Raw genomic sequence first — 20,301 nt, 5'->3', positions numbered from 1 at the left:
GATCGCCGGGAACGCCGGGGAGGTGCGCCCGTGCCTGTCAGCGCTCCCCACCGGTCGGGAAGGAGACCTCGACCCGCCGGTTCTTCTTCCTGCCCTCCTCGGTGGAGTTGTCGGCGATGGGGAAGTCCTCGCTGTAGCCGCGGACGATGTAAGAGACGGCGGGGTCCTCCAGCTGGTCGCCGAGCATGCCGTGGACGGCGTCGGCGCGTTTGCGGGAGAGGACGCGGCCGTACCGGTAGGTGCCGAGGTTGTCGGTGAAGCCGAAGACGCGGACCTGCCGGGCGCCGTTCTTGCGGATCTCCTCGGCGATGGCGGCGATCCGGCTGTTCGCCTGGGGGGTCAGTTCATGGCTGTCCTTGCCGAAGAGGACTTCCGCCTGGAGGGCGAACTTGAGCGAGGACGTGGTCTGTTCGCGGCGCTCCTCGCCGCCCTCGGACTCGACGATGGAGACGATGTCGAGTACGCGGGACGTGGCGAGGGTGGCGCCCTCGCGCATCCGCAGCCCGGGGTTGTCGCCGTCGATGACCGGCGGGGTGTACGTGGCCACACTGCCCGGCGGCGTCACGGGGTCGTCCGCGGCGGCACTCCCGTACCGGGTGCCGGGGCCGGCCGTGGCGGTCGTGGCGGCGTGCAGCTGGGCCGCGCCGATGAGCAGCGTCACGGCGAGGGTCGCGGCCGCCGGGCGCCGTACGGGCCGGTGCCTGCGCCGCCCGGTCGTCGCGGCGCCCATCAGCCCAGCTCAATCGTGGTGCTGGGCATCAGCGGGATCTGGAGGTCGACGGAGCCGGTCTCCTGGGGCGGGGCGGGGAACTGGGCGAAGAAGTCCACGCTCTCGCCCGCGTCGAGGGAGCCGAGGCCGGTGGTGGTCAGGGGGTAGCCGTCGGTGTCCCGCAGGACGTAGTAGCGCTTCTTGTCGGTCTTGTCGACGAGTGTCATGCCGCCGAGCGAGGGGCCGGTCCGCTTGACCTGGGTCTCCTGGCCGCTCCACTGGAGGGGCGGGGGCTTGCGCTTGTCGCTGATGTTCCGGACGGTGCCGGAGAGGGTGAGGAAGCCGCCGGAGTCCCGTTCGGCGGAGCTGACGGTGAACTCGAAGCCGCTGCTGCCCTTGACCACGGCCAGCGCCTCGGCGGACTGCTGGGTCTCGTTCCCGCCGTCCTGCGGCTCCTGCGGCTGCTCGGGCTGGTCCGCCCGGCCCGTGGGGGTGGCCGCCGACCCGGCGTTCTTCCTGTCGGACGGGTCGTCGTCGCCGCCGCACGCCGTCAGGGCGAGCCCCAGCACGACGGCGGCCAGGGCCGCGGTCGCCGCCCTGGGGGTGCTGGCTCCGTACCGCATTCTCATCAGTGCTGTTCCTTTGCGTTCGGTCGCGGTCAGTCCCGGTCGAGCCGGACGGTGAAGAGGTCGGACATCCGGGGGAAGAGGTCCGGCCGCGCGGGGTCGATCTCGAAGTCCCGGTCGTCGCAGCGGAGCAGGCCGGGCACCGGCGGCTCGGCCGGCTCCGTCGGCTCGCCGGGTTCGCCTGGTTCTCCCGGCTCCTCCGGTTCGCCGGAGGGCGTGGGCGTGGGGGTGGGCGTGGGGTCCGGTTCGTCCTCGGCGGGCTCGAAGTCGCACCGGGACTCCACCACGGCGGTGGCCCTGGCGGTGGCGCGGTCGTTCTCGGTGCCCGGGATCAGGGTGTCGCCGACGGGCCGCCCGGCCTCGACCCGGACCACCCGCCCCCAGCGGCCGTCCCCCGTCGGGCCGCAGTCGAGCAGCGTGGTGTCGTTCGCCGCGGCGAGCCCGGCGGCGTCCCCGCAGGAGCCCCCGTCCAGCCACTGGGCGCCGCCGCCGAAGAAGTCCCGCAGGAAGTCCGGGTCGAGGATGTTCTCGAAGAGCAGCTCTTCGAGGTCGTCGCGGGACTCCTGGGCGGCGGCGAGCGCGGCGGCGTCGGCTCCGGACTGGGTGCCGTTGCGGTTGGCGCCGGCCTGGCCGACAGCGAAGAAGGCGAGGCCGAGGAAGAGCAGGCCCACGATCATCGCCAGATAGAGCGGGGCCGCCTGGCCCTCCTCGCGTCCGACGGCGGTCGCGCGGACTACTCGCCGCCACCGCCGCTGCTCAGAATGTCGGAGATCTGGCTCCGCAGGCCGTTGGCGATGTCGTCGGCCACTCCCGACCCCACCAGCGCCGCGATGATCGCGGCCACCAGGACGATCACACCGACGTACTCGACGGAGTCCTGCCCCGCGTCCCGGCGCTCCCGCATCGACCGGGCGACGGCCGCCATCCGGGCCGCTCCGTACCGACGCGCCTTCGCCACGGCCTTCTGCGTCACGTTCGACATGGGATTCCCCTCCGGGGCTGACGGCACGGTGGCCGCGTGGCGGTCGCGAGTCCATGGCGCCGCCCGCCGGGTCCGTGCACTGACAGCGACCGGCCCCGTGAGCAGCGTGAGCACTGTACGCCGCGGGGGCCCGGCCGGACATGGGCCCTGGGGCCCAACTCCGCCCGCCGGAAGCGGTCGGCGTGCCGGGGCCCGGACCCGTGGGGCCCGCTGCCGGGTGGTCGTTCATGCCGGACGGACCCCCTTCCCGGCCCATCGGTGCCAGAGGGCGATGGCCTCGCCCCTGCTGCCGGTGTTCAGCTTGGCGAAGATGCGGTTGATGTGGTTCTTGACCGTCTTCTGGCTGATGAAGCAGGCCGCGGCGATCTCCTGGTTGGTCATCCCCGCCGCGATCAGCTCCATCACCTCGGCCTCCCGCCGGCTCAGCTCGGTGAGCACCGTCCCCCCGGGGTGCTCCGGAGGGGATCCCGCTGCCGAATGTCCCATATTCGCTTGCGAAAGCGAAGGGTTAGCGGCGCATTCACGGAGGACGGCGTCCGCGTGGCCGTCAAGCGCGGAAAGGCCTGTGGGGACCGTACGGAGATCACTCCATCGGCCTGTGTGTGCGGAAGCAGACATCCCCACGGGCTGTTCCACGGGTACGGCGGAGAGCACCCGCGCCGCCGACGGCGACAGGGCGGGGCGGCCCGCCGTGATGTCCCGTACCGCCTGCACGAGTTCGTCGGCGGTGAACTCGCCGTGCACCAGATAGCCCGCCGCGCCGCGGGCCAGGGCGGTGCGGACGGTGCGGCTCTCCCGGCTGTACGTCAGCATCAGCACCGGGGCCAGCCGTACGAGGCAGGGCAGGACGGACAGGCCGTCGGCGCCAGGCATCCGGACGTCGAGGAGGATCCCGTCCGGGCGGTGGCGCAGCACTTCGGCGCAGGCCTCGCGGCCGTCGGCGGCGGCCGCGACCACGTCGATCCCGGGGTGGGCCCCGAGCAGGGCGGTGAGGCCCGCGCGGACCACGGGATTGTCGTCGGCGACGACGATCCGCAGCGGCCCGGCGGCGGGCGGCGGGGGGTGGGGCCGGCGGGGCGGGGGCTCTTCGGCTATGTCCGGCATGGCCTCGGCCTCCTCTCGGAACGCGGGGGACGGGGTACTCATGGCAGCAGAGGAAGCGGTTCCGGCGGGAGCGAACCGCCGGATCCGGTGGGCTCGGTGGGGCCGGGCAGCGGGTCCGGACAGGGGGCGTGGGGCGCCGGCAGGGGGAGGTCGAGCCGGACCTCCGTGCCCCGGCCGCCCGGTCCGGGGCCGATGGTGATCCGGGCGCCGGCGGCGCGGGCCCGCTCGGCCATGCCGACCAGGCCGAAGTGGCCCGCCCGGCGCAGGCCGTCGAGGGTGGTGCCGGGCGGCAGGCCCCGGCCGTCGTCGGCGACCCGGATCCGCAGCGTCCCGGCCACCGCCCCGGCCCGTACCTCGACCCGTCCGGGGCGGCCGTGGCGGTGGGCGTTCTCCAGGGCCTCCGCGACGATCGTCAGCAGCTGCCGGGCGACGGCGGGCTCCACGGCGGCGTCCTCCCCCGTACGGCGGAGCACCGCCACGACCCCCGTACGGCGGGCGAAGGCGTCGGTACGGGCGGCCAGTTCCGCGAGGACGTCGACGGGCCGGGCCCCGGAGCGCTCGCCGCCGGTGTCCCCGCGCGGGCCGGTCTCCTCGTACCGGGCGGAGTCGCGGCGCAGGTCGGCCAGGAGGGCACGGGATTCGGCGGCGGCCCGGCGGGCCGCGCGGGCCACCAGTTCGGCCTGGTCGCGGACGGCGGCGGGGTCGGTCCGGCCGGCGCTGCGGGCCAGCCCTTCGGCGGCCAGGGCCAGGCCGTGCAGGGTCTTGGCGACCGAGTCGTGCATCTCGCGGGCGAGCCGGGCCCGTTCGTCCTCGACCGCCCCGGCGGCGGCCAGCCGGGCGCGCGCGTCGGAGAGGGCCAGGCTCGCCGCGCCGAAGCGCAGCATGAGCGTACGCAGGGTGCTGCCGAGGCCGCCCGCGAGGACGCACAGCCCCGGCAGCAGCAGGGCGGTGTATCCGGCGTCGGCCCGGTCGTTGACCGCGTACGCCCCCGCGACCAGCGCGGACTGGAGCACGGCGAGGACGGCGCCGCCGCGCCAGCCGGAGATCAGGCCGCCGAGCAGCGGGGTGCAGAGGGTGACGTAGGCGAGGGTGGAGTCGGGGGACGCGGCGACGAGGAGGAGGGCGCCGATGGCCATGTCGGCGCCGAGGATCCAGGGGTGGCGCAGGAGGACGGGGCCGAAGCGCTCCCAGTCGCGCAGCAGGGCGTAGGAGGTCATGAAGGTGATCAGTACGGCCGCGCCGACCAGCCAGCTCGCGGGGCCGGGGGCGGCGGAGGCGAGGGCGAAGGGGACGGCGAGGACGATCATCGCCAGCCGGCAGCCGAAGACCTGGCGGCACAGTGCCTGGAGGGCGTTGACCTGGAGCGGGAGCGGTGGCGCCGAACCATCGGCGGGGGCTGCGGGGTTCATGTGTGCGTCACCTCCTGGTCGGTGGCGTGCCGGGGCGGGGCAGGGGAAAGCGGGGCCGGAGGGAGCGGGTTCAGCCGCCCAGCACCTCGCCCAGGTCGACGCCCGAGCCGTAGTAGAAGCTCATCACGATGAGGATCATGGTCGCGGGCAGCATGATCAGCGTGACCACGAGCGTGGACTTGGGCACCGCGCGGGCGGCCTCCCGGCGGGCGTTCTGCGCGTCGGTGCGGCGCATGTCGGTGGCGATCTGGATCAGGGTGTCCACGATGGGGGCGCCCAGCTCCTCGCCCTGCTGGAGCGCGGTGACGAACATCGATACCTGTTCGGAGTCGTTGCGCCTGCGCAGCTGGTCGAAGGCGTCCCGGCGGCTGACGCCCATGTCCATCTGGCGCAGGGTGATGCGCAGTTCGTCGGCCCAGGGCCCCTCGTACTTCTCCGCGACCCGCTCCAGGGCCTGCCGGAAGCCGAGTCCGGCGGAGACCACGACGGCGAGGACGTCGAGGAAGTCGGGGAGGGTGCGTTCGATGTCGGCGCGGCGTCTGCGGATGGCCGACCTGATGATCACATCGGTCCAGAAGGCGCCGAAGACCAGCAGGAAGACGGCGAGCGCGAACTGTCCCCGCAGCAGCATGGAGAGCGCGGCCAGTACACCGAGGAAGCCGTGGACGGCGCGGCGGGCGGCGTACCGGTCGACGGTCAGGCCGCCGGGGTTGCCGGCCATGTCGAGCCGGCGGCGCAGCGCGTCGACCCGGGCCGGGCCCATGGCGCGGAGCACGGCGGGGGCGTACCGCATGCCGAGGCGGTCGATGACGGAGCCGACGGCGGTGGTGCGGGTGGCGCCGACCTCCAGGGCGAGTACCAGGTCGCCGGGGAGCTTCGCGTCGGCGCGGTACATCCGTACGCCCAGGAAGATCCCGTACACGGAGAACGCGAGCAGGGTGGCGAGCAGTGGTCCCATCGGGTCCTCCTTCTTCAGACCTGGATCCGGGAGACCCGGCGGATCAGGAACGCGCCGAGTCCGTAGAGCCCGAAGGCGACGAGGGTGGCGGCCTGGCCGACGACCGAGCCGGTCATGCGGTCCAGGGCGCCCGGGGTCATGCTGTTGATCATCAGCAGGAAGCCGAGGCCGAGCAGGGGCACGGCGAGGGCGGTGACCTTGATCTGGGAGAGCATGGTGGTGACCTCCCGGCGGGTCTCCTTGCGTTCCTCCAGGGACTGGGTCAGGTTCCGCAGCGAGGTGACGACCTGCCCGCCGGCCCGGTTGGCGAGGATGAGGGTGGTGACGAGGACGATCAGCTCCCGGGAGGGGAGCCGTTCGGCGAGGGCGCCGAGCGCGTCGTCCAGGCTCTGGCCGACGGCGAGCTGGTCGGCGACGATGCCGAGTTCATGGCCCGCCGGGTCGTCCAGCTCCTCGGCGGCCATGGCGAGGGCCGTGCGCAGGGCCAGCCCGGCCTGGGTGGCGTTGGCGAGGACGCGGGTCAGCTCGGGGAGCTGGCTGATGAAGGCCTCGGTGCGCTTGAAGCGCTGCCATTCGAGGAAGCCCCGGGCGCCCCAGAGGATCAGCAGGGCGGCGACGGCGCCGAAGAAGGGGGCGAAGACCGCGCCGACGACGAGATAGCCGGCGACGACGGTGCCGAGGACGTAGACCGCGTACTCGCCGGGGGTGACGTCGAGGCCGGTGGCGGCGATCCTGCGCTCCACGGTGCGGCCGAGGCGGGTGGTGCGCATCCGGCGGTCGAGCGCGTGGAAGCGGCGGCGGCGGCCGGCGGCGGCGGGCAGCTCGCCGATCTGCGCCATCCGCTGGACCAGGGCCTGCCGCTGGGCCCGGCCCGAGCTGTAGACGTGGACGCCGACGACGCCGAGCACACCGGCGAGCAGGGTCACTCCTGCCGTCAGGAGCGGGAGATGGTCCATGGCGGGCGGGGCACCTTCTTCGTTCGGAGACTCGGAGGCTCAGGGGCTCAGGGGCTCAGGGGCTTCGGAGGGCCCGGGCCGGAGAGCCGGAGAGCGGGACGGCTACAGGGCGGACGGACGCACGGCGAGATGGTCGTCGGACTCGGCGACCCCGAACGCCGGGGGCAGCGCCTCGTTCTTCATGTAGAGCCGTTCGGCGACCCGGCGCGGCACCGGGTGGTGGACGAACCGGCCGTGGACCTTCCCGTCGGCGGACATCGGCCGGGCCTGGAAGCGGCAGACGGAGACGATGCGGTACTCCTCGCGGCCGGTGGAGTCGACCACGGCGATCTCGGTGACCCGGCGGGAGCCGTCGGCGTGCCGGGTGAGCTGGACGATGACGTCCACCGCGCTGTTGATCTGGTCCTTGATCGCCGCGAAGGGGATCTCGACCTCGGACATGGAGGCGAGGGTCTGGAGCCGCATCAGCGCGTCCTCGGCGCTGTTGGCATGGACGGTGGCGAGCGAGCCGTCGTGGCCGGTGGACATGGCCTGGAGCATGTCCAGGGTCTCGCCGCCGCGGACCTCGCCGACGACGATGCGGTCGGGGCGCATGCGCAGCGAGTTGCGGACGAGGTCGCGGATGGTGATCCGGCCCTTGCCCTCGACATTGGGCGGGCGGCTCTCCAGGGTGATCACATGGGACTGCTGGAGCCGGAGTTCGGCGGAGTCCTCGATGGTGACGATCCGCTCCCCGTCGGGGATCAGCCCGGAGAGGGAGTTGAGCAGGGTGGTCTTCCCGGTGCCGGTGGCGCCGGAGACGATCACATTGAACTTCGCCCGGACCAGCCCCGCGAGCAGCAGCGTCATCTGCTCGTCCAGCGAGCCGATGGCGATCATCTCCTGGAGGGTGAAGGCGCGCGGGAAGCGGCGGATGGTGAGGATGGGGCCGCTGAGGGAGAGCGGCGGGATGATCACGTTGACGCGCTCGCCGGACGGGAGCCGGGCGTCGACCATGGGGTTGGCCTCGTCCACCCGGCGGTTGACGGTGGACACGATGCGTTCGATGGTCTGCATCAGCTGGTCGGCGGAGGAGAAGCGCAGCGGCAGCAGCTCCAGCCGGCCGCTGCGCTCGACATAGACCTGCTCGGGGCCGTTGACCATGATTTCGCTGATGGAGGCGTCCTCCAGGAGCGGTTCGAGGATGCCGAGGCCGAGGGCTTCGTCGACGACCCGGCGGATCAGCCGGGCGCGTTCGGCGGTGGAGAGGACCGGGCCCTCGCGGCTGAGGATGTGGCCGAGGACGCGTTCCAGGCGGGCCCGCCGCTCGGCGGCGGCGAGCGAGGACATCTCGGCGAGGTCGATCTCTTCGAGCAGCTTGGCGCGGTAGACGACGACCAGGCGGTTCTCCTCGCTGTGGCCGTTGACCGGCTCGGGGCTGCTGATCCGCGCCCGCAGGCTCATGTCCTCATCTCCCTGGTGGTACGGGGGGGGGTTCATCCGGTGATGCCGCCGGTACGGGCGGCCGGGGGCGGTCCCGCCGCTCAGTCGCAGGGCATGGTGACCCTCCGCTCGGCCGCGCCCGCGTCGAAGCCGGGCAGCAGCTCGGGGACCTGGACCCGGACGGTCACGGTGACCTCGCCCTCCCCCTCGCAGGAGGCCGGCACCCCGGAGATGTCGGCGTCGAGCCAGTCGCTCAGCGCGGCGTGCCCGGCGGCGGTGGCCCTGCCGGGGCCGTCGTCGTCCTGGGTGGCGGTACGGGCGGCGGCGCGGGCCGCCGTGCCCGCCTGCTGGGCGGCGTAGGCGACCAGGCCGAGCTGGATCGCGGCGAGCGCGACGACGAGCAGCAGGGTGATGATCCCGGCGAACTCGATGGCGGCCTGGCCGCGCTCCCGCCGGCCGCTCACCACCGGTCCTCCGCTTCCTCGACGGGGGCGGCGGCCTCGCCCGTGACCTCGAAGGGGAAGTCCGCAGCGCCGGGGAAGAGCACGGGGACGTGCAGGGTCACGGTGGCGCGGTAGAGGTCTCCGGCACGCTCGCAGCGGGCGTCGACGTCCCAGGCGCCGGGCACGTCCTCGCGGGCGGCCCGGCCGCAGTCCGCCCCCTGGGAGACAGCGGCGGCACGGGCGGCCTTGTCGGCCGCGTTCCCCGCGAGCGAGAAGGTGTAGCCGATGAGGGCGGCCTGCCAGAGCAGGACGAAGGTCGTCAGGATGACCGGGATGGTGCCGGTGAACTCGACGGCCGCCTGGCCCCGGTCGTCCCCGGGGCGGGGCAGTCGGTGCCGTAACGGCCGCGCGCGCCGCATCGCCGTACCGATCCGGACGACCGTATCGACCCGGACGGCCGTACCGATCCGGACGGCCGTACCGATCCAGGCAGCCGTACCGATCCGGGCAGCCCCGTCGATCCGGGCGGCAGGAGCCCCGGCACCGCCCGGCCGTCCCTCGGACCTCATCGCGCCCCCGCGCCCTCTCGCCCGTACCCGTACCGCTGTCATCTCGACCGTGCCCGCCGGACCCTGATCGAACCCCTGTCCCCCCGGAATCTCCCCTGCTTCTGCTCCGCCTCCGCCGCCTTGACGAGCCCCAGCTCGCCCGCGAGCCCCCACAGGGCCTGCTTCACGGTGGACTTGGCCTCCAGGTCCTGCATGCGTCCGGCGTCCACCACCGGCTGGAGTTCCTTGTACGCGGCGGGCACGGTGGTCCGGGCCACCCGGGTGCCGGTGATCTTCTCGATCAGGGCGGGCTGGATCTCGGTGGCGCGATGGTGCCGGTTGACGACGGAGACGGTCTCCTCCGCCTTGCGGATCTGGAGCCGGTCCCAGAGCCGGACCATCCGCTTGGCGCCGCGCACGGCGATCACATCCGGCGTGGTGACGAGCAGAGTGATATCGGCCATTTCCACGGCGGCGGCGTTCGCGTTGTGCATCTGGGTGCCGCAGTCGAGGACGACGACCTCGTACCGGCTGCGCAGGGCGCTGACGATCTGGCGTGCCGCGCGGTCGTCGACCTCCTCGCCCCGCTCCCCCTCCCCCGGCGCGAGCAGCAGCCCGAGGCCGGTGTGGTGGGTGAAGAGGGCGTCCTGGAGCACGCGCGGTGATATGTCCTGGATGCCGGCGAGGTCGGCGATGGAGCGCCGGAACTGCACATCGAGGTAGGAGGCGACGTCCCCGGACTGGAGGTCGAGATCGGCCAGGGCGACGGTGCGCCCGGAGGCCTGTGCGGCGAGCGCCAGCTGGACGGCGGTCACGGTGGTGCCGACGCCGCCCTTGGCGCCGCTGACGGTGACGACGGTGCCGCCGGGCCCGGTGAACACGTCACCGCTGTGGCCGAGATGGCGCCGTACGCCCGTGGACCAGCCGGCCGCCGCCTGGACGCGCTGCTGGAGTTCCTCGTACGAGAGGGGGAAGGCCACCAGGCCCCGCGCGCCGGAGTCCATGGCCGCCGAGTACAGCCCGGGTCCGGCGTCGACGGTGACGAGGATGACGCCGACGGCGGGGAAGCGCAGGGCCACCTCCCGGATCAGTTCGAGGGCGGGCACCGGGCCGATCCGCTCGTGGACGAGGACCACTTCGGGCAGTTCGTCCAGGGAGTCGGCGGCCAGCCGGGCCAGGGTGTCGAGGAGCGCGGTGGAGTCGGTGACCGGGGCGGCGGGTTCCGCGTCGGGCAGCTGGCCCAGCAGGGTGGTGATGGCGCGGGCGGCGTCGGCGTCCGCGACGGCCGGCAGAATGCGTGTGCTCATGCGGCCCTCACCTGTTCTTGTCTTCGTCAAGGGTGTAGGTGCTGTCACCGGGGCGCAAGGTGGACGGGCTGCCCTTGGCGAGAAGGGCGAGCCGCACATGCTCGGCGAAGGACTCGGCGTGGGCGACGCGCTGGGCGTCCTTGGCGCTGAGGGCGAAGGTGATGGGGACGGCCTCGCGCATGCGGGCGCGCCGGTCGTCGTCGCGGCGCTCCAGCGGGGTGAGCCGGCCGACGTCGATGACCCGGGCGTTGGTGACGATGATCCGGGACTGGTCGGGGTCGTTCTCGGTCTTCCCGGCGAAGGTGGCGAAGATGTTGACCAGGTCACCGGGGGTGATCTTGCCGGCCACCCCGGTGGCGGCGTCGATCATGATGGCGATCTCCTGCTCGCCGGCGGCCAGCGCGGGCCGCTTGACGATCATGTCCTCCTGGAGCAGCGAGCCCTTGCGGAGCCGGGTGACGGCGATCTTCCCCCGGAGCACCGAGAGATCGGTGACGGCGCTCTCGGAGAGCCAGCGGCGGGGCACCGCGACCTTCTCGAACTGGGCTTCCCGCAGGGGGGCGTAGGGGGCGACGTCGGACGCGAGCCGGTACGCGGTGACCTCGGGCCCCACCTTGGAGTTCACGTCGTTGATCACCGATATCACGCCGGCGAACGCGCCGAGGGCACACAGGAGGGAGACCACGAGAAGGATGACGCCGCGTCGTTGGCGTGAATTCATGAGCCGGTTGACCTCGTTCGCTTGACTGCGCCGGCTTTCGCCGCGCTGCTTCACCGACCGGCACCGCCCTGACCTGGACCAGGGACCGGGGCGGGGGCCGGTGCGATGGGGACGGGTGCGGGGTACGGGGCGCCGCCGGGCGGGGCCGGCCGGGCGCCGGGCCGGTCACGGCCCGTGGTAGGCGGGGGTGCCGTGCTTGAGGACGCCGGACTCCCGGCCCTGCTGCCCGTCGCCCGCGAGCGGGGCCGAGCAGAATCCGCAGCGGTCACCGATGAGTTCAATGCCGCACCAGGTGCACACCTCTCGCCGTACGGACGACACCAGCTGGTAGAGGACGGAGATCTCGGGTAGGAAGGCGGCGAACTCGATCAGCTTCCCGGTGCCCCACCAGCCGGCGGACGCGGCGGGCAGGGGCACGTCCTCGACGCCCTGGACCCGCCACTCGGGGACGAGGGTGCGCTCGATCCACTCCGACGGGAGCGGGCCCCGGGCCACGGCCATCCGGGTGGGGAAGGCGGGGCCGCCGATGGAGGCTCCGGCGCCGACCCTGACCAGCTCGGGGGCCGGGTTGGCGAGCACCGCGAACTGCGATCCGGGCACCCAGGACCTGGTGTGCGACTTCAGTCCGACGGGCACCCGGTCGAGCCGGGCCACGGAGGCGAGCTGGGCGCCCGCGTAGATGTAGTGGGAGAGCAGCCGGGCGGCGGAGGCGATGACTCCGGGGCCGAAGTCGCAAATGGACAACTGCCGCAGCTGGCGGGCGAGGACGGCGGTCCCGAGCGGCGGTAGATCGACCTTGAGCAGGGCGATCCGGTTGCTCTCCAGCATCGAGCGGACGGTGTGCAGCCGGCGCTCGTGGGCGGGCGGGAGCGTCGCCGGGAGGACCGCCACGACATAGCCGTGCTGCTCCAGCAGGACGGTCATGTCCGTGATCGCGGCGTCCAGCGGCTGATCCTCGGGCGCGTGCAGCAGGGCGGCCGTCGGCGTGTGCTGGTCCGTCGGCGGTAGCACCAGATCTGCGCTGGTGACAGCTATTGCGGTCGGCACGCTGGTTCCCCGTTCGGCTCCGGTCGCCGGGGGTCCCGTGACCGCAGTGACGTACTGCTCGCTGCTCCTGCACGAGCACTTTATCCGCGACTCGGGGGGCAGAGAACACCTCTGGGAACCCAGCGCCGTGCGACCGGCACCCTCCGCACAGGCCAAAGAGCATCAAAGGATGACGTTCCCGCACACCCTTGACGGCGGCGTACGCGGGCCCGTACCACAGGACTTGGCTGAAAAGCGCTGGCGTACTCCCGGTGGCAATAAGCGGCTGAGGTCTTGACAAGTGCATTGGTCTGGACCAACTTTGGGCCATCGGTGGCCACCGTTCGCTCCTCCCAGCTACCCCAGCTACCCCAGCTCCTCCCAGCTCCCCCAGCTCCTCACCACTCCTGGCTTCTTCCCCCCACCAACTCCCCCACAGGAGGCAGCACGTGGACCGCAGCAGCACACGCTCGCGGAGATGGCTCGGCGGCGGTCTGGCCCTCGCCCTCGGGGCCGGACTCTCCGTCACGGCCATGACCGGCACCGCCCAGGCGGCCGACATCAACGTGGCCAAGAACCCCGGCTTCGAGAACGGCCTCTCCAGCTGGACCTGTTCCGGCGGCACTGGCGCGAATGTCGCCACCCCCGCACGGACCGGCGCGTCCGCCCTCAGGGCGACCCCGGCCGGGCACGACAACGCCCGCTGCACGCAGACCGTGGCCGTCAAGCCCAACTCGACGTACCAGCTCTCCGCCTGGACCCAGGGCGGCCACGCCTACCTCGGGGCGAGCGGCACCGGCACCACCGACGTCTCCACCTGGTCCCCGGGAAGCACCGGCTGGCAGCAGCTCTCCACCAGCTTCCGCACCGGCGCGACCACCACATCGGTGACCGTCTACACCCACGGCTGGTACGGCACCCCCGCCTACTTCGTGGACGACGTGAACGTCTTTGGCCCCGACGGCGGCGGCGGGATCGACCCCGAGCCGGTGATCCCGGCGACGCCCACCGGGCTCGCCACGGGACAGATCACCTCCTCGTCCATCGCGCTCAACTGGGGTGCCGTCACCGGCGCCACCGGCTACAACATCTACCGCGACGGCACCCGGGTGCAGTCCGCGACCGGCACCTCCGCCACCGTCACCGGGCTGACCGCCGACACCGCGTACTCCTTCCAGGTGACCGCCACCAACAGCGCGGGCGAGTCGGCCCGCTCCACCGCCCTCCCGGCCCGGACCGGGACCGGCCCCGTGCACCCCAACCCGGTGGTGCCCCGGCACGCGGTGACCGGCTACTGGCAGAACTTCAACAACGGCGCGACCGTCCAGAAGCTGCGGGACGTGCAGAACGCGTACGACATCATCGCGGTCGCCTTCGCCGACGCCACCACCACGCCCGGTGAGCTGACCTTCAACCTCAGCCCCGCGCTCGGCTACTCCTCGGTCGCCGAGTTCAAGGCGGACATCGCCGCCAAGAAGCAGGCCGGCAAGTCGGTCATCATCTCCGTCGGCGGCGAGATCGGCAATGTGACCGTCAACAGCGACGCGTCGGCCACCGCCTTCGCGAACAGCGCCTACGCCCTGATGCAGGAGTACGGCTTCAACGGCCTCGACGTCGACCTCGAACACGGGATCAACTCGACCTACCTGACGAAGGCGCTGCGCCAGCTCTCGGCCAAGGCAGGACCCAACATGGTCCTGACGATGGCCCCGCAGACCATCGACATGCAGTCCACGTCGACCGAGTACTTCAAGCTCGCGCTGAACGTGAAGGACATCCTCACGGTCGTCAACATGCAGAACTACAACAGCGGCTCGATGCTCGGCTGCGACGGCAAGGTCTACCACCTGGGCTCGGTGGACTTCCTCACCGCGCTCGCCTGCATCCAGCTGGAGAACGGTCTGGACCCGTCCCAGGTCGGCCTGGGTGTCCCGGCCTCCACCCGGGGCGCGGGCAGCGGCTACGTCAGCCCGTCGGTCGTGAACGCGGCGCTGGACTGCCTCACCAAGGGCACCAACTGCGGCACCTTCAAGCCCGCCCGGACCTACCCGGGGCTGCGCGGCGCGATGACCTGGTCCACGAACTGGGACGCGACGGCCGGCAACGCCTGGTCGAACGCGGTGGGCCCGCACGTCAAGGCCCTCCCGTAGCACTCCGTCCGTAGCGGTACCTCCCGCCCGGCATCCGGGCGGGAGGCGCACGACAACCGCATCGCACGACAACCGCATCGCACGACAACCACAGCGCACGACCCCGCGGCGCCACCGTCCTTCCGGTGGCGCCGCGGGCGCGTTTCCCGGAGCGGGCTCCGCACGTCCGGTCAGCGGACGACCGAGGCGGCGCTCTTGACCTGACCATGTCAGCACTCCACGATGTGTGCCCACACCGCACCTGCGCCATGTCCCACCGGTGCGCATCGGCTACCCCCACTCCACCCCCAGGAGACGGCATGCGACTACGGATACGCGGCGGCCGCCGGAAGGCGGCGGCGCTCAGCGCGCTGCTGGCGCTCGCGCTGGCGGCCCCCCTCAGCGCCAACGCGGCACCCCCGGACCCCACGGCACCCGCGGGACCCGCCGCCGTGGACGAGCTGACCCGGCAGTACGAGATCAAGGGCAAGGCGACCGTGGCCTCGCGGAACGCCATCGCCGCCGTCGGCGTCGCCATCGACGAGGCGGACGCCCGCTCCACGGTCGTCAGCGCGGACGCCCGCCAGGTCCAGCGGCTGCGCTCGCTCGGGTACGAGCTGTCGGCGCTGCCCGGCCCGCCGGCCCGCACCGGGGGCGAGCCGGTGAAGACCATGGACTTCCCGCCCGCGGACTCCCGATACCACAACTACGCCGAGATGACGACGGCCATCAATCAGCGGGTCGCCCAGTACCCGAACATCATGAGCAGGCAGGTCATCGGCCGCAGCCACCAGGGCCGGGACATCGTCGCCATCAAGATCAGCGACAACGTCGGGACGGACGAGAACGAGCCCGAGGTGCTGTTCACGCACCACCAGCACGCGCGCGAGCACCTCACCGTCGAGATGGCGCTGTATCTGCTCCGCGAGTTCGGTGAGGACTACGGGACCGACGCGCGGATCACCAATGCCGTCAACAGCCGGGAGATCTGGATCATCCCGGACCTCAACCCGGACGGCGGCGAGTACGACATCGCCACCGGCTCCTACCGCAGCTGGCGCAAGAACCGGCAGCCCAACACCGGTTCGACATTCGTCGGCACCGACATGAACCGCAACTGGGACTACCGCTGGGGCTGCTGCGGCGGCTCCTCCGGCTCCTTCGGCTCGGAGACCTACCGGGGCCGCGCCCCCGAGTCGGCGCCCGAGGTGAAGGTCGTCGCCGACTTCGTCCGCAGCCGGGTCGTCGGCGGACAGCAGCAGATCAGGACCGGCATCGACTTCCACACCTACAGCGAGCTGATCCTCTGGCCGTTCGGCTACACCACCGCCGACACGGCACCGGGGATGACCCAGGACGACCGCAACGCCTTCGCCGCCGTCGGCCAGAAGATGGGCGCGAGCAACGGCTACACGCCGGAGCAGTCCAGCGACCTCTACATCACCGACGGGTCGATCGACGACTGGCTCTGGGGCAACCAGCGGATCTTCGGCTACACCTTCGAGATGTATCCGACGGGCTTCGGGGGCGGCGGCTTCTACCCGCCCGACGAGGTGATCGAGCGCGAGACCAGCCGCAACCGGGACGCCGTGCTCCAGCTGCTGGAGAACTCGGACTGCATGTACCGGTCCATCGGCAAGGAAGCGCAGTACTGCTGAGTCGTACGGAAGGGGGCGGGCCGCCCGGGTGCTCCCCGGGCGGCCCGCCCCTCTCCATGCCGGAAAGCCGCTAGACGAACAGACTGAGCAGGGCCGCGACCGCGAAGCCCGCGACCGACAGCACCGACTCCAGGACCGTCCAGGTCTTGAGGGTGTCCCGCTCGGAGATGCCGAAGTACTTGGCCACGATCCAGAAGCCGCCGTCGTTGACGTGCGAGGCGAAGATCGAGCCCGCCGAGATCGCCATGATCACCAGCGCCAGGAAGGGCTGCGAGTGGTCGCCGCTCTCCACCAGCGGCAGCACGATGCCCGCCGTGGTGACGATCGCGACCGTCGCCGAACCCTGCGCGACACGCAGCACCAGCGAGATCAGATAGGCCAGGACGATCAGCGGCAGGCCGACGTCCTCGAAGGTGTCGGAGAGCGCCTGGGCCACCCCGCTCGCCTTGAGGACGGCACCGAAGACGCCGCCCGCGCCGACCACCAGGAGGATGTTGCCGACCGGCTTGAGGGAGGAGGTCGACACCTGTTCCAGGGACGCCCGCGACCAGCCGCGCCGGATGCCCAGCAGGTAGTACGCGAGGATCAGCGCGATCGTCAGCGCGACGAACGGGTTGCCGAAGAACTCGATCACCGAGCGGAGCGTGGACTCGTCCAGCGCGATCGAGGAGAAGGTGGCCGCGAGGATGAGCACCAGCGGCGTACCGATGATGAGGAGCACCGTGGAGAGCGCGACCGGGGACTCGTCGGCGCCCGACCGCTCGGCGGCGACCGCGGCCCTGGCCTCCTCCGCGGCGTCCAGCATGTCCTGCGGCACCTCGACGAAGACCCGCTTGCCGATCCAGTCGGAGTAGACCCAGGCGGCGGCGACGGCGGGCAGGCCGACGACGACGCCCATCAGGATGACCCAGCCCAGCGAGACGTCGAGCAGCCCGGCGGCGGCCACCGGACCGGGGTGCGGCGGCAGGAAGGCATGGGTCATCGACAGCCCGGCCAGCAGCGGCATGGCGTAGAGGACGATCGACTTGCCGGAACGTTTCGCCGCCGCATAGACGATGGGGGCGAGGACAAAGATGCCGACGTCGAAGAAGACCGGGATACCGAAGATCAGACCGGTGAGGCCCATGGCCAGCGGGGCGCGTTTCTCCCCGAAGACGTCGAGCAGCCGACGGCTGAGGGTCTCGGCCCCGCCGGAGACCTCCAGGATCGCGCCCAGCATGGTGCCGAGGCCGATGATGATGGCGACATGGCCGAGGATGCCGCCCATGCCGTTCTCGATGACGGACTCGGCGGCGGAGCGCTGGACCGTGCCGAAGAGTTCGGTGACGGAGAGGCCAGCGGCGAGGCCGACGGCTATGGAGACGGCGAGCAGCGCGACGAACGGCTGGAGCCGGAGTTTGATGATCAGTACGAGGAGCAGGGCGATACCGAGGGCGGCGACGGTCAGCAGACCGGCCGTGCCGTCGATGAGGAGGAGGAGTCCTCCGGTGTGAGGTGGCGCCTCCGGTGCGGCGCCGGCAGCGAACAGCATGATGCAACCCCTGTGTCGGTGAAGGGTTTTCTCGGGCAGGAGGGAGCGCGGCGCGGCGCTCCGTTGCGGAGCGCCGCGCCGTGCGGTGCCGTGCTGTGTGGGGGAGGGTGGTGCTCAGCGTGCCGGTGGGGGCCAGGTCGTTTCTTACGGATCAGGCTGGGTCAGGGAGCGGGGTCTGGTGCCGTGCATCGCAAGGCGGAGGAATGAGTCCCTGCGGAGCAGCGGCGATTGACGACAACGCAGCGAGGTGCGGTGCCAGGGCACGCGAGCCCCAGCAAGATCCGTAAGAGACGGCCTGGATCAGCCCAGGACCGCCAGCGCGTCGATCTCGATGAGCAGGCCGGCGGGGAGACCGACGTAGACGGTGGTCCGGGCGCTCGGCGGGGCGGTCAGGCCCTGCTCCTCGAAGTACTGGTTGTAGATCTGGTTCATCTCGGCGAAGTGGTCGACGTCGGTGAGGTAGACGCGCATCATCATGACGTCGTCCCAGCTCGCGCCGCCCTCCTCCAGGATCGCCTTGACGTTGGCGAAGGTCTGGAGGGTCTGCTCGCGCAGGGTCGGGCCGGCCGGGGTCGGGGCCTGGCCCGCGACCGCCGGGAGGAAGCCGACCTGGCCGGCGACCTGGAGGATGTTGCCCTTCTTCACGCCGTGGGAGAACTTGGCGGGCGGGGCGGTGTGGGTCGCGGGGGTGAGCGCGATCTTCTCGGTCATGGAACGTCCTTCTGGGCTGGGCTGATCTTCTGGGCTGATCTTCTGGGCTGTGAGGGTTCGGTACGGGGTCGGTGCGGGGTCAGTGCGGTGTGACCGAGCCGGAGTACTCCCGGCTGATGGCCTCCGCGGTGCGGCGCACCAGGGGGAGGAGGGTGAGGAGTTCCTCGGCGGTGACGACCACGTTCGGCGCGGAGACCGACATGGCGGCGACGACCCGGCCGGCCGCGCCCCGGATGGGGGCGCCGATGCAGTTGATCGACTCCTCGTGGCCGCCGAGGTCGGTGGCCCATCCCTGTTCGCGTACGGTCGCCAGCTCCTTGAGGAAGGCGGCGGCGTTCGGTGTCGAACGGGAGGTGTACAGGGGGTAGTCGAGCTTCTCGGCGACGGCCCGCCGCTCGTGCTCGGGGAGGTCGGCCAGGAGCAGCTTGGCCACGGCGGCGACGGTGATGGCCACCGGCTTGCCGATGCGGGAGTACATCCGTACCGGGTAGCGGCTCTCGACCTTGTCGATGTAGAGGACTTCGCTCTCCTCGTACACGGCGAGATGGACGGTGTGGCCGATCTGCTCGTTGAGGGTGACGAGGTGGGTGTGGGCGATCTCGCGGACGTCCAGGTTCTCCACGGCCTCCTGGGCGAGGGCGAAGAGCCGGGCGCCCAGGCGGTAGCGCTGGTCCTGCTGGCGGTAGACGAGCCCGTGGTCGTGGAGGGTGCGCAGCAGCCGCAGCGCGGTGGATTTGTGGACGCCGAGACGGGTCGCGACCTGTCCGAGGTCTGCGGGGCCCTCGGCGAGCAGCGGCAGGATGCTCAGGGCGCGGTCGACGGTCTGGCTCATGGTGCGTGTCCCTCCTCATCCCCGGCGGTGGTCCAGCCGGGGCCGAGACGAAGTGTGCCCCAGGCGTCGCCGGACAGGGCCGCGAGGCGGTCGGCGTGGCCGGTGGCGGGGGGTACGGCGACGTCCCCGGGGACGGTGAGGGCGGCGGCGGCCATGAGGTGGCCGTGGCGCAGCCGGTCGCGGGCGGTCAGTCCGCGCAGCAGGGCGGAGAGGTAGCCGGCGGCGAAGGCGTCCCCGGCGCCGACGGGGGCGGCGACCTCGACGACGGGCGCGGGCTCGCGGGTGACCGTCTCCCCGGCGTCCCCGGCGTCCCCTGCCGTCGGGTCCGGTGCCTCGGGGGCGGTGAAGCCGTCGCGGGCGTACTCGGTCGCGCCCTGGGCGCCCTGCTTGACGACGACGGCGGCGGGCTCCGGCAGGGCGGCGCGGATGGCGTCGGGTCCGATCAGGCCCCAGGCGTCGGCGGCCTCGTCCTCGCCGACGAAGACCAGGTCGGCGCCGCGCGCCAGGTCGAGCAGGACCCGGGCGCCGTCGGGGTCACGCCAGAGTCCGGGCCGGTGGTTGACGTCGAAGGAGACCAGCGGGCGGCCCGGCCTGCGGGTGGTCAGCTCCCGCATCAGGTCGAGGCAGTCGCCGGAGAGCGCGGCGGTGATCCCGGAGAGGTGGAGCACGCGGGCCCCGGCGAGCGCGGCGGGCGGGACGGTGGCCGGGGACATCGCGGAGGCGGCCGAGCCGCGCCGGTAGTAGACGACCTCGTGGGCGTCGGTGGAGCGGTCGGTGGCGGTGCGGAAGTAGACGCCGGTGGGCCGGGCGGGGTCGCGGCCGACGGCGCCGGTGTCGACGCCGTACGCCCCGATCGCCCGGATCAGATGGTCGCCGAAGCCGTCGGTGCCGACCCGGCTGACCCAGCGGGCGCGGTGCCCGGCAGCGGCGAGGGCGCAGGCGACATTGGACTCGGCGCCGCCGATGGTGCGGTCGAAGGACGGCACGTCGGCCAGGCGTCCGGGCCGGGAGGGAAGGAACGTGACCATGGACTCGCCCAGGCAGATGACATCGGTGTCGGTGACATCCACGGCTGCGGTTCCGGTCAGGCTGCTCACCTGGGGGCTCCTCGCGGGGTGTGTGGGGCCGGATCCATTGACCCGGTGCTGCGCCGGATGTTAGACAGCACCGAGCGTTATGCGCAATGAGTGTTGCAGATAGTGCAACGCCCGCTCGATCGCCGCCCCGAA

General features: G+C 72.2%; 19 protein-coding genes and 1 pseudogene. 2 read left to right on the top strand and 18 right to left on the bottom strand.

Annotated features, from left to right (window positions below; all coding sequences use genetic code 11):
* Positions 1-37 precede the first annotated feature (37 nt).
* From SYYSPA8_RS08910 to SYYSPA8_RS08845, 14 genes and pseudogenes are all read right to left on the bottom strand, one after another.
* Complete coding sequence (locus SYYSPA8_RS08910) at positions 38-730, bottom strand: OmpA family protein (RefSeq protein ID WP_323446477.1); 693 nt, start codon at positions 728-730, stop codon at positions 38-40.
* Positions 730-1,338, bottom strand: coding sequence for a hypothetical protein (locus SYYSPA8_RS08905; RefSeq protein ID WP_323446476.1), 609 nt, complete (start codon positions 1,336-1,338; stop codon positions 730-732). Before SYYSPA8_RS08905 ends, SYYSPA8_RS08910 begins: the two co-directional genes overlap by 1 nt.
* Positions 1,339-1,367: 29 nt before the next feature.
* A pseudogene (locus tag SYYSPA8_RS08900) lies at positions 1,368-2,027 on the bottom strand (pilus assembly protein TadG-related protein); the annotation flags it as partial.
* 41 nt (positions 2,028-2,068) lie between these two features.
* On the bottom strand, positions 2,069-2,317 hold the full coding sequence (locus tag SYYSPA8_RS08895; protein ID WP_323446898.1) for a hypothetical protein: 249 nt from the start codon (positions 2,315-2,317) through the stop codon (positions 2,069-2,071).
* A 225-nt stretch (positions 2,318-2,542) separates the two neighbouring features.
* Entirely contained in the window at positions 2,543-3,421 is an 879-nt protein-coding gene (locus tag SYYSPA8_RS08890) for a response regulator transcription factor (protein WP_323446897.1), read from the bottom strand.
* A gap of 38 nt (positions 3,422-3,459) precedes the next feature.
* A complete protein-coding gene (locus tag SYYSPA8_RS08885) occupies positions 3,460-4,830 on the bottom strand; it encodes a sensor histidine kinase (RefSeq protein ID WP_323446475.1) in 1,371 nt (456 codons plus the stop codon).
* A gap of 70 nt (positions 4,831-4,900) precedes the next feature.
* Positions 4,901-5,788 (bottom strand): DUF5936 domain-containing protein, encoded by an 888-nt coding sequence (locus tag SYYSPA8_RS08880; RefSeq protein WP_323446474.1) that lies wholly within the window; start codon positions 5,786-5,788, stop codon positions 4,901-4,903.
* A gap of 14 nt (positions 5,789-5,802) precedes the next feature.
* On the bottom strand, positions 5,803-6,744 hold the full coding sequence (locus tag SYYSPA8_RS08875; RefSeq protein ID WP_323446473.1) for a type II secretion system F family protein: 942 nt from the start codon (positions 6,742-6,744) through the stop codon (positions 5,803-5,805).
* A gap of 102 nt (positions 6,745-6,846) precedes the next feature.
* Positions 6,847-8,187, bottom strand: a complete 1,341-nt coding sequence (locus tag SYYSPA8_RS08870; protein WP_323446472.1) for a CpaF family protein — start codon at positions 8,185-8,187, stop codon at positions 6,847-6,849.
* An 80-nt stretch (positions 8,188-8,267) separates the two neighbouring features.
* A complete protein-coding gene (locus tag SYYSPA8_RS08865) occupies positions 8,268-8,630 on the bottom strand; it encodes a TadE/TadG family type IV pilus assembly protein (RefSeq protein WP_323446471.1) in 363 nt (120 codons plus the stop codon).
* Complete coding sequence (locus tag SYYSPA8_RS08860) at positions 8,627-9,178, bottom strand: TadE/TadG family type IV pilus assembly protein (RefSeq protein WP_323446470.1); 552 nt, start codon at positions 9,176-9,178, stop codon at positions 8,627-8,629. The genes SYYSPA8_RS08865 and SYYSPA8_RS08860 overlap by 4 nt, the downstream gene beginning before the upstream one ends.
* Before the next feature lie 38 nt (positions 9,179-9,216).
* A complete protein-coding gene (locus SYYSPA8_RS08855; protein WP_323446469.1) occupies positions 9,217-10,464 on the bottom strand; it encodes an AAA family ATPase in 1,248 nt (415 codons plus the stop codon).
* Positions 10,465-10,471: 7 nt separating this feature from the next.
* Positions 10,472-11,185 (bottom strand): Flp pilus assembly protein CpaB, encoded by a 714-nt coding sequence (gene cpaB, locus SYYSPA8_RS08850; protein ID WP_323446468.1) that lies wholly within the window; start codon positions 11,183-11,185, stop codon positions 10,472-10,474.
* A gap of 165 nt (positions 11,186-11,350) precedes the next feature.
* Positions 11,351-12,232, bottom strand: a complete 882-nt coding sequence (locus SYYSPA8_RS08845) for a hypothetical protein (protein ID WP_323446467.1) — start codon at positions 12,230-12,232, stop codon at positions 11,351-11,353.
* Between the two features lie 428 nt (positions 12,233-12,660).
* Between SYYSPA8_RS08845 and SYYSPA8_RS08840 the strand changes: the two genes are divergently transcribed.
* Both SYYSPA8_RS08840 and SYYSPA8_RS08835 read left to right on the top strand, forming a co-directional pair.
* Positions 12,661-14,361: a chitinase gene (locus tag SYYSPA8_RS08840; RefSeq protein WP_323446466.1), complete on the top strand. Its 1,701-nt coding sequence runs from the start codon at positions 12,661-12,663 to the stop codon at positions 14,359-14,361.
* Positions 14,362-14,660: 299 nt separating this feature from the next.
* Positions 14,661-15,998, top strand: a complete 1,338-nt coding sequence (locus tag SYYSPA8_RS08835) for a M14 family metallopeptidase (protein WP_323446465.1) — start codon at positions 14,661-14,663, stop codon at positions 15,996-15,998.
* 70 nt (positions 15,999-16,068) lie between these two features.
* Here the strand turns inward: SYYSPA8_RS08835 and SYYSPA8_RS08830 are convergent, their stop codons facing one another.
* The 4 genes from SYYSPA8_RS08830 to SYYSPA8_RS08815 all read right to left on the bottom strand — a co-directional run bounded on the left by SYYSPA8_RS08830 (position 16,069) and on the right by SYYSPA8_RS08815 (position 20,169).
* Positions 16,069-17,529, bottom strand: coding sequence for a GntP family permease (locus tag SYYSPA8_RS08830; protein ID WP_323446464.1), 1,461 nt, complete (start codon positions 17,527-17,529; stop codon positions 16,069-16,071).
* Between the two features lie 300 nt (positions 17,530-17,829).
* Positions 17,830-18,240 (bottom strand): RidA family protein, encoded by a 411-nt coding sequence (locus SYYSPA8_RS08825; RefSeq protein ID WP_323446463.1) that lies wholly within the window; start codon positions 18,238-18,240, stop codon positions 17,830-17,832.
* A 79-nt stretch (positions 18,241-18,319) separates the two neighbouring features.
* Entirely contained in the window at positions 18,320-19,072 is a 753-nt protein-coding gene (locus SYYSPA8_RS08820) for an IclR family transcriptional regulator (RefSeq protein ID WP_323446462.1), read from the bottom strand.
* Positions 19,069-20,169 carry a sugar kinase gene (locus SYYSPA8_RS08815; RefSeq protein ID WP_323446461.1) on the bottom strand — a complete coding sequence of 367 codons (1,101 nt, stop codon included), beginning with the start codon at positions 20,167-20,169 and terminating at the stop codon, positions 19,069-19,071. Before SYYSPA8_RS08815 ends, SYYSPA8_RS08820 begins: the two co-directional genes overlap by 4 nt.
* Positions 20,170-20,301: the final 132 nt, after the last annotated feature.

Source organism: Streptomyces yaizuensis, from assembly GCF_034961445.1.
Lineage (GTDB): Bacteria > Actinomycetota > Actinomycetes > Streptomycetales > Streptomycetaceae > Streptomyces > Streptomyces yaizuensis.
Note: the sequence above shows the minus strand (reverse complement) of the source record. Positions and strands in the feature narration are given on the sequence as shown.